Origin of the sequence: Yinghuangia sp. YIM S09857, from assembly GCF_051388915.1 — a bacterium.
Classification (GTDB): domain Bacteria; phylum Actinomycetota; class Actinomycetes; order Streptomycetales; family Streptomycetaceae; genus Yinghuangia.
Map to the genome: position 1 here is coordinate 408,916 of NZ_JBPKBH010000007.1, position 13,128 is coordinate 422,043.

A 13,128-nucleotide genomic window follows, 5' to 3' on the forward strand; every position below is an offset into this window, starting at 1 on the left:
CGCTGTGAGCCGGGTGATCCGGGGCGCGCGGCCCCGTCAGCGGATCACTGGTTCTGGTTCTCTCCGCGGTAGTACTCGAAGACCCAGGCGAAGAGCCCGATTCCGACGATCGGGGCCCCGAAGTAGCAGAGCCACCAACCGAAGATGACACCGAGGAACATCAGGCCGCTGCCGGTCGCCAGCATCAGCGGCGCCCAGCTGTGCGGGCTGAAGAAGCCCAGCTCGCCCGCGTCGTCGGCGACATCGCCCTCTTCGTTGTCCTGCGGCAGCAGCTCGCTGCGCCGCGCGGTGAACCAGAGGTAGTAGCCGATCATGATCGACAGACCGAAGGCCAGGGCCAGGGCCGTCGTGCCGGTCGGGTCTTCCGAGAGCACCCAGTAGATGATGGTGACCGGAAGAATGAAGAGCGCGACCAGCGTCATCAGCGCACCGGTGAACTTCACCGCTCACCACCGTCCTTGCTGACCGAGACGGCCTGCCTGTCGTCGCCCAGGTAGTCCAGGGCTGCGATCTCCGGGTGGTGCAGGTCGAACGCGGGCGATTCCGAGCGGATGCGCGGCATCGAGGTGAAGTTGTGCCGCGGCGGCGGGCAGGACGTCGCCCATTCGAGCGAACGGCCGTAGCCCCACGGGTCGTCCACCGTGATCTTCTTGCCGTACTTGTGCGTCTTCCACACGTTGTAGAAGAACGGCAGGATCGACATGCCCAGCAGGAACGAGCCGATCGTCGAGACCATGTTCAGCGACGTGTAGCCGTCCGAGTCCAGGTAGTCGGCGTAACGCCGCGGCATGCCCTCGGCGCCCAGCCAGTGCTGCACCAGGAACGTGGTGTGGAAGCCGATGAACAGGGTCCAGAAGGTGATCTTGCCCAGGCGCTCGTCCAGCATCTTGCCGGTGAACTTCGGCCACCAGAAGTGGAAGCCGGCGAACATCGCGAACACGACGGTGCCGAAGACCACGTAGTGGAAGTGCGCGACGACGAAGTACGTGTCGGACACCGCGAAGTCGAGCGGCGGCGAGGCCAGGATGACACCCGTCAGACCGCCGAAGACGAACGTCACGAGGAAGCCGATCGTCCACAGCATCGGTGTCTCGAAGGACAACGAGCCTCTCCACATCGTGCCGATCCAGTTGAAGAACTTCACACCGGTGGGCACCGCGATGAGGAACGTCATGAACGAGAAGAACGGCAGCAGGACCGACCCGGTCACGAACATGTGGTGCGCCCACACGGTGACGGACAGACCCGCGATCGCGATGGTCGCGCCGATCAGGCCCTTGTAGCCGAACATCGGCTTGCGGGCGAAGACCGGGATGACCTCGGACACGATGCCGAAGAACGGCAGGGCGATGATGTACACCTCTGGGTGTCCGAAGAACCAGAAGAGGTGTTGCCACAGGATCGGTCCGCCGTTGGCCGGATCGAAGATATGGGTGCCGAACTTGCGGTCGGCCTCCAGCGCGAAGAGCGCGGCGGCGAGGACCGGGAACGCCATGAGGACCAGGATCGAGGTCAGCAGGACGTTCCAGCAGAAGATCGACATGCGGAACATCGTCAGACCGGGCGCGCGCATCGCGATGATGGTCGTGATGAAGTTGACCGCACCGAGGATCGTGCCGAAGCCGGACATCGCCAGGCCCATGATCCACATGTCGGCGCCGATTCCGGGCGACCGGATCGAGTCCGACAGCGGCGCGTACGCGAACCAGCCGAAGTCCGCCGCACCCTGCGGGGTGAGGAAGCCGGCCACCGCGATGATCGAGCCGAACAGGTAGAGCCAGTAGGCGAACATGTTCAGCCGCGGGAACGCGACGTCGGGCGCGCCGATCTGAAGCGGCATGATCCAGTTCGTGAAGCCGGCGAACAGCGGCGTCGCGAACATCAGCAGCATGATCGTGCCGTGCATCGTGAACGACTGGTTGAACTGCTCGTTCGACATCACCTGCGTGCCGGGACGGGCGAGCTCGGCGCGCATGAGGAGCGCCAGCACACCGCCGATGCAGAAGAACACGAACGACGTGATGAGGTACAGGCTGCCGATGGTCTTGTGGTCGGTGGTCGTCATCCACTTGACCACGGCGTTGCCGGGGGCCTTCTTGCGACGCACCCCCGACGCGCCCACCGCCACGCTCTGTGGCTCGTTGAGGATGGTCACTTTTCACTTCCCGGGGTGTGCTCAGCCTGGGCCGGCATGTTGATCTGGCTGCGAACGGCCCCGGTCTGACCCTGTTCCTTCAGCAGCGCCAGGTGACGCTGGTACTCCTCGGGGGTGACGATCTTCACCTTGAAGAGCATGCGGGAATGGTCGGCGCCACACAGCTCCGCGCACTTGCCGTCGTAGTCCCCCAGGACCTCGGGCGTGATCTCGAACTTGTTCGTCTTGCCGGGGATGACGTCCAACTTGTAGAGGAACGACGGCACGTAGAACGAGTGGATCACGTCGGGCGAGTTCAGCTCGAACTGCACCTTCTGGCCCTGCGGCAGGTAGAGCGTGGGGATGTCCTTGGTCGACCCGGTGTCATAGACCGCACCGGTCTTGTTCATCGGGCCTTCCTTGTAGTTGAAGGCCCACTGCCACTGGAAACCGACGACCTCGATGACGTTCACCGACTGGAACGCCGGATCCGACCTCTTGGTGGTTTCCTGGATCTTGGTCTCGTCACGCGCGGTGAAGTAGAAGAAGACCGCGATGATGATGCCGGGGATCACCGTGTACAGAACCTCGAGCGGGAGGTTGTACCGCGTCTGCGGCGGGATCTCCTGCTTCGTACGACTGCGCCGGTGGAACACGATGCTCCACAGGATGAGCCCCCACACCACAGCGCCGACGATGAGGGCTGCGATCCAGGAGCCCTGCCAGAGCGAGAGGACCCTGTGGCCCTGCTCGGTCGCCGGATTCGGCAGGCCGAGTCTGGGCAGATCCTTGGAGTCGACGGAGCAGCCGGTGGCGGTCGCGGTGACGAGGCCCAGAGCCAGCAGCTGCGGCACCCTGCGCCGCATCCAGCGCCGCGGCGAGCGGTCGGAGCCGTAGGGACTCACGTAGCGCCTTCCCGAATGTCTCGCCCATAACGGCGTGCTGACGGGGAACTTCATCCCCCGGCGGTCCGTCGCACGGGCAGGTTTGGATGTTTCTGCGGGGCAACCCTACTGGAGCGCTATTCGGGTCGCGCGCCGAGGTCCGGTGTGGCGGAAAAGAGGAATGTGATGAGCCGTCCGATCGGGTGAAGTTCCCGGGCGCGCACCGCGAACGCGTGGTCGAACGCCCGGTTCACGTATCGGCCGGAACGCGGACTACCGTCCCCCTATGGCGTACTTCGACGCGGCCTCCGCCGAACCCCTGAACACCGCGGCCCGCGGGGCGTTCCTCAGCGCACTGGAAGAGGGCTGGGCGGATCCCGCGCGGCAGTACCACGACGGGCGGCGGGCCCGCATGCTGCTGGACGCGGCGCGCGAGACCGTCGCGACGGTCCTCGGCGCGCGTCCCGACGAGGTGGTCTTCACCGGATCGGGCACCCAGGCGGCGCAGTTGGGGCTGCTCGGCACGCTCGCGGGCCGGCGGCGCGTCGGCGCGCACGCGGTCGTGAGCGCGGTCGAACACTCCTCGGTGCTGCACGCCGCCGAACTGCACGAGGCGGGCGGCGGGGAAATCACCCGGACGGTGGTGGACCGTACGGGACGCGTGGACCTCAAGGCTCTGGAGGCGGCGCTGCGCGACGACACCGCGGCGGTCGCGGTGCAGAGCGCGAACCACGAGGTGGGCACGCTCCAGCCGATCGCCGAGGCGGCCGAATTGTGCGCCGCGCGCGGCATTCCGCTCGTGGTCGACGCGGCGCAGTCGGTCGGGCGCGTCGCGGTTCCGGAGGGCTGGTCGGTGCTCGCGGCGAGCGCGCACAAGTGGGGCGGCCCGGCCGGCGTGGGAGTGCTGGTGGTGCGCAAGGGCACGCGGTATGTCTCGCCACTGCCGTACGACGAGCGCGAGGCGCGGCGCGTACCGGGGTTCGTGAACGTCCCGGCGGTCGTGGCGGCGGCCGTCGCGCTGGGGGCCATGGCGACGTCGTCCGACGACGAACACCGGCGGCTGTCCGCGCTCGTCGACAAGATCCGCGACCGCGTCCCGCGCACTGTGCCGGACACCGAGGTGGTGGGCGACCCGGTCGCGCGGCTCCCGCACCTGGTGACCTTCTCGTGCCTGTACGTCGACGGCGAGGCGCTGCTGACCGCGCTGGACCGGGCCGGGTTCGCGGTCTCGTCCGGCTCGTCCTGCACCTCGTCGACCCTGACGCCCAGTCATGTCCTGGAGGCCATGGGCGTGTTGTCGCAGGGCAACGTGCGCGTCTCGCTGCCGCAGGGCACCCCGGAGGCCGAGGTGGACCGATTCCTGGCGGTGCTGCCGGGAATCGTGGCGGACCTGCGGGCGGTGACGGGCGCGGGTGGCGTACCGGCGCCCGCGGCGGATCCGGCCGCCGTCCTGGACGCGGCCGCGGGCGAGGCCGTGCCGGAGGACGACGCCCCCGCGCTGGTCCTGGACGCGCTCGGCCGCCGCTGCCCTATCCCGGTCATCGAACTGGCCCGGCACATCGGCGAGGTGCCGCGCGGCTCGGTGGTCGCGGTGCTGTCCGACGACGAGGCGGCGCGGCTGGACGTCCCGGCGTGGTGCGACATGACGGGCAACGAGTACGTCGGCGAGCGGCCGGACGAGGCGGGCGGCACGGCCTACCTCGTCCGGCGCTCGTGAACGGCGGTCGCCGCCACCGGCCGGCCGCGGCACGGCGGTTCGGACGCGGCGACGCGCTGGTTCCGGCCCCGCGGCGCGGCGGTGCCGGAAGGCGGCCGGCGGTCAGACCGTGAGGTGCGCGCTTACGTCCGCCGCGGCGGCGTCGCCGTACGCCTGCGCGAACCGCTCCAGGAACGGCGCGCGGCGCAGCGAGTACTCCTGCGTGCCCACCGTCTCGATCACCAGCGTGGCCAGCATGCAGCCGACCTGCGCCGAGCGCTCCAGGTCGAGACCCCAGGCCAGGCCCGCGAGGAACCCGGCGCGGAAGGCGTCCCCGACGCCGGTCGGGTCGGCCTTCTTGCGCTCGACCGCGCAGCCGACCTGGATGGCCACCTCGCCGCGCCGGTCGATGCGCACGCCCTTGGGGCCCAGCGTGGTGACGCGGATGCCGACGCGGTCCAGGATCTCCTCGCTGGACCAGCCGGTCTTCTCCTCGATCAGGGCGGCCTCGTACTCGTTGGTGAACAGGTATGTCGCGCCGTCGATCAGGCTGCGGATGTCGTGCTTGCCCATGCGCGCGAGCTGCTGCGACGGGTCGGCGGCGAAGGTGTAGCCGCGCTCGCGGCACTCCTCGCTGTGCCGCAGCATCGCCTCGGGGTCGTTGGCGGCGATGACCACCAGGTCGAGGCCGCCGACGCGTTCGGCGATCGGACGCAGCTCGATCTCGCGGGCCTCGCTCATCGCGCCGGTGTAGAAGGACGCGATCTGGTTGTGGTCCTCGTCGGTGGTGCAGAGGAAGCGCGCGGTGTGGTGCGTCTCGGAGATGTGCACCGAGTGGGTGTCCACACGGTGCCGGTCGAGCCACGAACGGTAGTCGGTGAAGTCCGCACCCGCGGCACCCACGAGGATCGGCTTGAGGCCGAGGCAGCCCATCCCGAAGCAGATGTTCGGGGCGCAGCCGCCCCGGCGTACGTCGAGGGTGTCCACAAGGAACGACAGCGAGACCCGGTGCAGCTCCTCGGGAAGGAGCTGGTCCGCGAAACGGCCGGGGAAGGTCATCAGGTGGTCGGTGGCGATCGACCCCGTCACGGCGATGCGCACGGGCTTGCTCCTGGGATGAGGGGCGGACGGCGCCGCGGGCGCGTGGGCCCGGCCGCCGGAAGGCCCGTTCACGGTACCGGCCGCGGGAGGGTGTGCGGTACGCGCCGCGACGAGCCGGTTGCCGTGCGGTTGCGGAACGGTTGGCGACCCGGGTGCGGAGCGGTCGCGTGACGGCGCCCGGCCGGGCCCCTGCGGCGCGGCCGGAAACTACCCATCGGTAGACGGTGCGGTCACGCAGCGTGCGAAATAGGCTGGGCGGGTGCCCGCAGGTTTGCGGCGATTTATCAGGATTCCCGGGAGGACCGGGGATCTCGGGGCTTCACCGCGAGGAGTGCTCAATGTCTGATGCGTCCGGCCTGGTGCGCTCGTACCTTCCGCTGAAGGCCGAGGCCGAGTCGATGGCCGAGCTGCGCGGCGACTGCGCCCGGATCGACGTGTCGTGGACCACCCCGCACGTCTCCAAGCCGCTGCCGACGACGCCGTTCTCGCCGACCGCGCCGGCCGTCGAGGTCCCGGCGCGCGGATCGGCGATGGTCGCCGGGCTCGCCGAGTTCGGCGACTGACGCGGTCCCGTTCCCGCCCCGCGGGGCGCGGATCGGCCGGTACACACGGAACCGGGGGGGGGGGGGGGGGGGGGGGGGGGGGGGGGGGGGGGGGGGGGGGGGGGGGGGGGGGGGGGGGGGGGGGGGGGGGGGGGGGGGGGGGGGNCGCGGTCCCGTTCCCGCCCCGCGGGGCGCGGATCGGCCGGTACACACGGAACCGCGGCGGCAGCCCTCTGACGAGGGCTGCCGCCGCGGGCGTGTTCGCGAACAGGTCGGTGAACGAAACCGATCAGCTGAACGAGTCGCCGCAGGCGCAGGAGCCGGCCGCGTTCGGGTTGTCGATCGTGAAGCCCTGCTTCTCGATGGTGTCGACGAAGTCGATGGTCGCGCCGCCGAGGTACGGAACGCTCATGCGGTCGGTGACCACGCGCACGCCGCCGAACTCCTGCACGGAGTCGCCGTCGAGCGAGCGCTCGTCGAAGTAGAGCTGGTAGCGCATACCGGAACAGCCGCCCGGCTGGACCTGCACGCGCAGCGCGAGGTCGTCGCGACCCTCCTGCTCGAGCAGGGCCTTGACCTTGGCCGCGGCCTCATCGGTGAGGATGACGCCACTGGTCGTGGTCTCGTCCTTGACCGTCATCTGGAAGCTCCCACGTGGTGGTTCGGTGCTGGATACGGCTATCACCGTCCGCAACGAACGGTGCCCTGGTTTCTATTCCAGGCCCGATCCGTTCATGGTCGCATACCGCCGCGCGTGCCGGGGTGGGCCCGGCATTGTGAGCCGCGTCGCGTGAATCGTGTAAGCAGGACCCGCTCTCGTCAATCCGACGAAATAGAGGTAGTATCCATTGCGTCAGTTAGACGAAAAGGATGGGCACCGTGACCGCGACCAACGATCTGGACCTGCCGCCGGGCGTCGAGGCGACCCCGCTGGCGCTGCTGCTCCTCGGCCGCGGCGCCGACCCGTACAGCGAGCGCGGCGTCGAGTGCCCCGGCGACCTGCCGAACCCGGCCGACCCGACGCTGGTCGCGCGCGCCCGGGCCGCGAAGGAGAAGCTGGGCGACTCCGTCTTCATCCTCGGCCATCACTACCAGCGCGACGAGGTCATCCAGTTCGCCGACGTGACCGGCGACTCGTTCAAGCTCGCGCGCGAGGCGGCGGCGCGTCCGGACGCCCCGTACATCGTCTTCTGCGGCGTGCACTTCATGGCCGAGAGCGCCGACATCCTGACCAACGACGGCCAGCAGGTGATCCTCCCGGACCTGGCCGCGGGCTGCTCGATGGCCGACATGGCGACGTACGACCAGGTCGAGGAGTGCTGGGACGTCCTGACCGACGCGGGCGTCGCGGGCGTGACGGTGCCCGTCTCGTACATGAACTCCTCGGCCGACATCAAGGCTTTCACCGGCCGCCACAACGGCACGATATGCACCTCCTCCAACGCCAAGCGCGCCCTGGAGTGGGCCTTCGAGCAGGGCGAGAAGGTCCTGTTCATGCCCGACCAGCACCTCGGCCGCAACACCGCGGTCCTGGAGATGGGCTTCTCGCTGGACGACTGCGTCGTCTACAACCCGCACAAGCCGGGCGGCGGCGTCACCGCCGAGCAACTGCGCGCCGCCAAGATGATCCTGTGGCGCGGCCACTGCTCGGTGCACGGGCGCTTCTCCCTCGACTCGGTCGAGGACGTCCGCAACCGCATTCCGGGCGTCAACGTCCTGGTGCACCCCGAGTGCAAGCACGAGGTGGTCACCGCCGCGGACTACGTGGGCTCGACCGAGTACATCATCAAGGCCCTCGACGCGGCCGCCCCCGGCAGCGCGTGGGCCATCGGCACCGAACTGAACCTGGTCCGCCGCCTCGCCAACGCGCACCCCGACAAGCAGATCGTCTTCCTCGACAAGACCGTCTGCTTCTGCTCGACCATGAACCGCATCGACCTCCCCCACCTGGTGTGGGCGCTGGAGTCGCTGGTGGACGGCAAGGTCGTCAACCGCATCCAGGTCGACCCCGACACGCAGAAGTTCGCCAACCAGGCGCTCAACCAGATGCTGGCGCTTCCGTAGCCCGGTACCGGAACCACGCGCTCCGAACGGCCCGGCCCCGCTCTACGGGAGCCGGGCCTTCGCGTGTCTGTCGAGCGGCGCGGACCGCTCGGAAAATTTCTCCGGAAAGTTTGGTCGAGCATGTCGAGAGACGTCGAGCGGCTCCGACGTCCTCGTCGAGAGCGCGCCGACGAGGCGCACCGCGACCGACGCAAAGGCAGGCCGACCACCATGGGCAAGCTCATCCACTTCGTGCACCAGTCGCTCGACGGCTACATCGAGGGCCCGAACGGCGAGTTCGACTGGCCCTCCATGGGCCCCGAGCTGTCCGAGTACTCGCACGAGCTGACCGGCGGCGACCGGGTCTTCCTCTACGGCCGCGTCGTGTACGACTTCATGGCCTCGTACTGGCCCACCGCCGAGGAGCACTCGCAGCACCCGCACGACCTCGCCTTCGCGCCCGTGTGGCGGGCGGCGGACAAGGTCGTGGTGTCCAACACGCTGGAGAAGGCGGACTGGAACACGCGCGTCATCAAGGACAACGTCGTCGAGGAGTTGGCCGCGATCAAGGCGACGGGGCGGGACCTGGTGCTCTTCGGAGGCTCGGGACTGGCGTCGTACCTGACGGAGCAGGACGCGGTGGACGAGTACCGGATCTTCGTGCACCCGGTGCTGCTCGGCGGGGGCCTTCCAGTGCTGCGGAAGTCGGGCCTCCGGCGCCGGCTCGAACTCGTGGAGACCCGGACGTTCGACGGCACGGTCACGATGCTCCGGCACCGCCGCGCTCGCGACTGACCCGCCGCGCACGACCGCGCGCAGTCGCCGCGCACAGCCGACCGGCCTGTCCGGGCGGCGCACCGGGCCCGCTGGGGCCTCGCCCGGACCGGACCGGGTCAGCCGGGGATGAGGCCGCCTTCCTTGAACAGCTCGCGGACGTCGTCCACGTGCGCGTCCGCCGCGGGGAGGATGAGCTGCGAAGGTTCGAGGACGTCGGCGGGCACGGGGGCGCCGACCTCGCGCACCCGTTCCAGGAGGGCGACGAGCGCGGCGCGGAACGCCGTCTCGTCGTCCGCCTCGACGGCCGACTCGATCGCGTTGTCCAGCAGATCCAGGGCGGCGATGTGCTCGTCCGCGACGTCCAGCTGCCCCTCCCCCATGATGCGGACGATCATGGCTACTCCCCTTGCTTCTCGAACCGCGGGTGGTACTCGGGGTCGGCCTGCTGCGGTGTCTGCGTACCGGGGGCGGCGGGCTGGCCCTGGCCGAGTGCCTGCGGCCGGCCCTGGCCCAGGGCCTGCGGTGCGGGCGTCGGAGCCTGACCGAGCTCCTGCTTCATGCGCATGAGCTCCAGTTCGACATCGGAGCCGCTGGACAGACGCTCCAACTCGGCGGTGATGTCGTCCTTGGTCATGCCGGTCGGGTCGTCGAGCGCGCCGGAGGCCAGCAACTCGTCGATCGCCCCGGCGCGGGCCTGCATCTGCGCGGTCTTGTCCTCGGCACGCTGCATCGCGAGGCCGACGTCGGACATCTCCTCGGAGATGCCGGCGATCGCGCCGCCGATGTTGGCCTGCGCCTCCGAGGCGGTGTAGGTCGCCTTGATGGTCTCCTTGCGGATCCGGAACGCGTCGACGCGCGCCTGGAGCCGCTGCGAGGCCAGCGTCAGCTTCTCCTCCTCCGATTGCAGCTGCTGGTACTGCAACTGGAGGTCGCCGATCTGCTGCTGGATGCCGCTTCGCCGGGTCAGCGCCTCGCGGGCCAGGTCCTCACGCCCCAGCGACAGCGCCTTGCGGCCCTGGTCCTCGTGCTTGGCCGCCTGCTGTTCGAGCTGGCGGAGCTGGAGTTCCAGGCGCTTGCGGGAGGTCGCGACGTCGGCCACACCACGGCGCACCTTCTGCAACAGCTCAAGTTGCTTCTGGTACGAGTAATCCAGCATTTCGCGAGGATCCTCGTACTTGTCGAGCGTTTTGTTCGCCTTTGCGCGGAAGATCATCGCCATCCGCTTCATAACGCCGGTCATGAGCCTCGCGCGCCCCCTTCGTAGGCAAGCTGTGCGCTGTACCAGCCTAAATGGCGAATGGACCTTCCGGCAGGAGGGCAGTCCATCAGCACCGGGCCGACCGCCGATCGGCCCGGGAGCCGGGCGCGGGTCCAAGGGGCTTGCCGGGACACGTACCCTGGTGGCGTGTTCAGACGTCGTTCCCAGGCAGAGTCCGAGGCCCCCGAGACGGTCACCGTCGAGCCGGAGGTCCGCGACCCCGAGGCCCCGAAGGGCCGCCCCACGCCCAAGCGCAGCGAGGCGCAGGCCAACCGCAAGTCGCGGGTGACCCCGCCGAAGGACCGCAAGGAAGCCGCCCGGGTGGCGCGCCAGCGGGCCCGCGAGGACCGCGAGGCGCAGCGGACGGCGCTGGTCACCGGCGACGAGCGGGGGCTTCCGGTCCGCGACAAGGGGCCCGTCCGGCGCTTCTGCCGCGACTTCGTCGACTCGCGCATCTCGGCGGCCGAGTTCTTCCTGCCGTCGGCCGTGCTCATCCTCATCATGAGCATCATGCCGAGCGCGACCCTCAAGAACATCTCGCTGCTCGCCTGGGCCTTCGCGATCGTCCTGATCATCCTGGACTCGTTCCGGCTCAACTTCACGCTCAAGAAGCAGCTCCGCAAGCGCTTCCCGGACGCGAACCTCAAGGGCTGCACGCCGTACGCCATCATGAGGTCGCTGCAAATGCGCCGCCTGCGCCTGCCGAAGCCGCAGGTCAAGCGCGGCGAGAAGATCTGACGCGGAGCAGGCGCGGGACGGGCGTGCCCCCACCGCGCCACGGCAGTGCCGCGGTGCCGGGTGCCGTCGGCGTGCACTCCCCCGGCGACACCGGCGAACTCGACCACGGCGAACTCAGTCCCCCACGACGGAGCACCATGACGACCGCCCTGCACGACGCGACCACCTGGCCCACGGACCTGCACACGAGCGTCCAGCGCGAGATCGTGTCCCGGCAGCTCGCCGAGCACCTGGTCCGCCTGCGCTCGCGCGGCCCGCTGACCGTCCTGGACGTCGGCTGCGGCCCGGCCACCCCCGCGCTCCTGCTGGCCCGCGCGGGCCACAGCGTGACCGCGGTGAGCACCGACACCCTGCTGCTGACCGCGCTGCACGACGGCATGGCCGGTGAGCCGGACGACGTCCGCGCCCGGCTGCGGCTGGTCGAGGGCGACGGCAGCGAGGCCGGACGGCACTTCTCGCCGGGCAGCTTCGACCTCGCGCTGTGCCACGGCGTCCTGGAGGGCCTGGCCGAGCCGGACGCGATGCTCGCCGCGCTCGCCCGCATCCTCAACGCCGGCGGCCTCCTCTCGGTCACCGCGGTCAACGGCGCCGCCGCCGCGATGCGCCCCGGGACGGCCGGCGAGTGGTCCGCCACCCGCAAGGCCCTGGCGTCCCGCGACCTCGGCGGGGCCGACGGCGCTCGCACCGACTCCCCCGAGGGCCTGTCGACGGTGCTCGCCGACCTCGGCGCGCCGGTGCTCGCGTGGTACGGCGTCGGCGTGTTCAGCGCGCTGCGCCCCGAGGAGCCCGCACCGCCGCGCGGCGGAAAGACCTGGCAGAACCTGGTCGCGGTCGAGGAGGAGGCGGGGCGGGGCGACCCGTACCGCGGCATCGCCGCCACGCTGCACCTGGTGGGTGAGAAGACCGTCCGCTGAGGCCCGGCATAGGCTGGTGCCCATGGAGTTCCGACACCTCGGCCGCAGTGGTCTGGTCATCAGTGAGATCGCGTACGGCAACTGGCTGACGCACGGTTCCCAGGTCGAGGAGGAGGCCGCGCTCGCCTGTGTGCGCGCCGCCCTCGACGCCGGGATCACCACCTTCGACACCGCCGACGTGTACGCCGAGACACGCGCCGAGTCCGTCATGGGCCGCGCGCTGCACGGCGAACGCCGCGAGGGCCTGGAGATCTTCACCAAGGTCTACTGGCCGACCGGCCCCGGCCGCAACGACCGCGGGCTGTCCCGCAAGCACATCATGGAGTCGATCGACGCGTCCCTGACGCGCCTCGGCACCGACTACGTGGACCTCTACCAGGCCCACCGGTTCGACTACTCGACGCCGCTCGAAGAGACGATGCTCGCGTTCGCCGACGTCGTGCGCTCCGGCAAGGCCCTCTACATCGGCGTCTCGGAGTGGAACGCCGAGCAGATCCGGGCGGCCGCCGACCTCGCGCGCGAGCTGCGCGTGCCGTTCATCTCGAACCAGCCGCAGTACTCGATGCTGTGGCGCGTCATCGAGACCGAGGTCGTGCCCGCGAGCGAGGAACTGGGGCTCGGCCAGATCGTGTGGTCGCCGATCGCGCAGGGTGTGCTGACCGGCAAGTACCTGCCGGGGCAGCCGCCGCCGGCCGGTTCTCGCGCGACCGACGACAAGGGCGGTCAGGACTTCATCTCCCGGATGATGGGCGATGAGCTGCTCACGGCGGTGCAGTCGCTGCGTCCGCTGGCGGACGCCGCCGGGCTGACGATGGCGCAGCTCGCGGTGGCGTGGGTGCTCCAGAACCCGAACGTGTCCGCGGCGATCATCGGGGCCTCGCGCCCCGAGCAGGTCACCGAGAACGTCAAGGCGGCGGGCGTGAAGCTGGAGGAGGAGCTGCTGACGAAGATCGACGTGATCCTGGAGCCCTTCGTGCAGCGTGACGCGTCGCTGACGCAGAGCCCCGCGTCCCGGCCCTGAGCCGGGGCAGTCGGGGGGGG

The 13,128-nt window shown here is 70.0% G+C and carries 14 protein-coding genes; 7 read left to right on the plus strand and 7 right to left on the minus strand.

Translation table 11 applies throughout. The features are described from left to right. Positions 1-44 precede the first annotated feature (44 nt). From ACRX5S_RS18090 to ctaC, 3 genes are read right to left on the minus strand one after another with little or no spacing between them, the layout of a single operon-like run. A complete protein-coding gene (locus ACRX5S_RS18090; protein ID WP_436773971.1) occupies positions 45-443 on the minus strand; it encodes a cytochrome c oxidase subunit 4 in 399 nt (132 codons plus the stop codon). Further along, on the minus strand, positions 440-2,155 hold the full coding sequence (gene ctaD / locus ACRX5S_RS18095) for an aa3-type cytochrome oxidase subunit I (RefSeq protein ID WP_436773972.1): 1,716 nt from the start codon (positions 2,153-2,155) through the stop codon (positions 440-442). Before ctaD ends, ACRX5S_RS18090 begins: the two co-directional genes overlap by 4 nt. Next, positions 2,152-3,039: an aa3-type cytochrome oxidase subunit II gene (gene ctaC / locus ACRX5S_RS18100; RefSeq protein WP_436773973.1), complete on the minus strand. Its 888-nt coding sequence runs from the start codon at positions 3,037-3,039 to the stop codon at positions 2,152-2,154. Before ctaC ends, ctaD begins: the two co-directional genes overlap by 4 nt. 265 nt (positions 3,040-3,304) lie before the next feature. Here ctaC and ACRX5S_RS18105 point away from each other — a divergent pair, with 265 nt between their 5' ends. Next, the gene (locus ACRX5S_RS18105; protein ID WP_436773974.1) at positions 3,305-4,735 is read left to right on the plus strand and encodes a cysteine desulfurase/sulfurtransferase TusA family protein; all 1,431 of its coding nucleotides are present in this window, start codon (positions 3,305-3,307) and stop codon (positions 4,733-4,735) included. A gap of 102 nt (positions 4,736-4,837) precedes the next feature. On the opposite strand, the gene ACRX5S_RS18110 is transcribed toward ACRX5S_RS18105, so the two are convergent. Then, on the minus strand, positions 4,838-5,815 hold the full coding sequence (locus ACRX5S_RS18110; RefSeq protein WP_436773975.1) for a carbohydrate kinase family protein: 978 nt from the start codon (positions 5,813-5,815) through the stop codon (positions 4,838-4,840). Positions 5,816-6,153: 338 nt separating this feature from the next. Here ACRX5S_RS18110 and ACRX5S_RS18115 point away from each other — a divergent pair, with 338 nt between their 5' ends. Next, a complete protein-coding gene (locus ACRX5S_RS18115; RefSeq protein WP_436773976.1) occupies positions 6,154-6,378 on the plus strand; it encodes a hypothetical protein in 225 nt (74 codons plus the stop codon). A gap of 268 nt (positions 6,379-6,646) precedes the next feature. On the opposite strand, the gene ACRX5S_RS18120 is transcribed toward ACRX5S_RS18115, so the two are convergent. Beyond that, positions 6,647-6,997 (minus strand): HesB/IscA family protein, encoded by a 351-nt coding sequence (locus tag ACRX5S_RS18120; RefSeq protein WP_235055879.1) that lies wholly within the window; start codon positions 6,995-6,997, stop codon positions 6,647-6,649. Between the two features lie 230 nt (positions 6,998-7,227). Between ACRX5S_RS18120 and nadA the strand changes: the two genes are divergently transcribed. Together nadA and ACRX5S_RS18130 are read left to right on the plus strand one after the other, a co-directional pair. Continuing rightward, positions 7,228-8,421 carry a quinolinate synthase NadA gene (gene nadA / locus ACRX5S_RS18125; RefSeq protein WP_436773977.1) on the plus strand — a complete coding sequence of 398 codons (1,194 nt, stop codon included), beginning with the start codon at positions 7,228-7,230 and terminating at the stop codon, positions 8,419-8,421. A 210-nt stretch (positions 8,422-8,631) separates the two neighbouring features. Continuing rightward, positions 8,632-9,195, plus strand: coding sequence for a dihydrofolate reductase family protein (locus ACRX5S_RS18130; RefSeq protein ID WP_436773978.1), 564 nt, complete (start codon positions 8,632-8,634; stop codon positions 9,193-9,195). Positions 9,196-9,293: 98 nt separating this feature from the next. On the opposite strand, the gene pspAA is transcribed toward ACRX5S_RS18130, so the two are convergent. Next, complete coding sequence (gene pspAA, locus ACRX5S_RS18135) at positions 9,294-9,572, minus strand: PspA-associated protein PspAA (RefSeq protein WP_436773979.1); 279 nt, start codon at positions 9,570-9,572, stop codon at positions 9,294-9,296. Between the two features lie 2 nt (positions 9,573-9,574). Then, the gene (locus ACRX5S_RS18140) at positions 9,575-10,405 is read right to left on the minus strand and encodes a PspA/IM30 family protein (protein WP_436774064.1); all 831 of its coding nucleotides are present in this window, start codon (positions 10,403-10,405) and stop codon (positions 9,575-9,577) included. Positions 10,406-10,582: 177 nt separating this feature from the next. Between ACRX5S_RS18140 and ACRX5S_RS18145 the strand changes: the two genes are divergently transcribed. Genes ACRX5S_RS18145 through ACRX5S_RS18155 form a run of 3 tightly spaced genes read left to right on the plus strand, consistent with a single transcriptional unit; the run spans position 10,583 to position 13,108 of the window. Next, positions 10,583-11,173, plus strand: coding sequence for a DUF3043 domain-containing protein (locus ACRX5S_RS18145; protein WP_436773980.1), 591 nt, complete (start codon positions 10,583-10,585; stop codon positions 11,171-11,173). A gap of 23 nt (positions 11,174-11,196) precedes the next feature. Continuing rightward, positions 11,197-12,087, plus strand: coding sequence for a class I SAM-dependent methyltransferase (locus ACRX5S_RS18150; RefSeq protein ID WP_436773981.1), 891 nt, complete (start codon positions 11,197-11,199; stop codon positions 12,085-12,087). A gap of 22 nt (positions 12,088-12,109) precedes the next feature. Next, positions 12,110-13,108 carry an aldo/keto reductase family protein gene (locus ACRX5S_RS18155; protein ID WP_436773982.1) on the plus strand — a complete coding sequence of 333 codons (999 nt, stop codon included), beginning with the start codon at positions 12,110-12,112 and terminating at the stop codon, positions 13,106-13,108. The last annotated feature ends 20 nt before the right edge of the window (positions 13,109-13,128 follow it).

Bases quoted from the DNA above. Each gene is read 5' to 3' on its own strand.
- nadA (WP_436773977.1), top strand. From the start codon at position 7,228: ATGGGCACCGTGACCGCGACCAACGATCTGGACCTGCCGCCGGGCGTC.
- ACRX5S_RS18140 (WP_436774064.1), bottom strand. From the start codon at position 10,405: ATGAAGCGGATGGCGATGATCTTCCGCGCAAAGGCGAACAAAACGCTC.
- ACRX5S_RS18155 (WP_436773982.1), top strand. From the start codon at position 12,110: ATGGAGTTCCGACACCTCGGCCGCAGTGGTCTGGTCATCAGTGAGATC.
- ACRX5S_RS18105 (WP_436773974.1), top strand. From the start codon at position 3,305: ATGGCGTACTTCGACGCGGCCTCCGCCGAACCCCTGAACACCGCGGCC.
- ACRX5S_RS18120 (WP_235055879.1), bottom strand. From the start codon at position 6,997: ATGACGGTCAAGGACGAGACCACGACCAGTGGCGTCATCCTCACCGAT.
- ACRX5S_RS18130 (WP_436773978.1), top strand. From the start codon at position 8,632: ATGGGCAAGCTCATCCACTTCGTGCACCAGTCGCTCGACGGCTACATC.
- pspAA (WP_436773979.1), bottom strand. From the start codon at position 9,572: ATGATCGTCCGCATCATGGGGGAGGGGCAGCTGGACGTCGCGGACGAG.
- ACRX5S_RS18115 (WP_436773976.1), top strand. From the start codon at position 6,154: ATGTCTGATGCGTCCGGCCTGGTGCGCTCGTACCTTCCGCTGAAGGCC.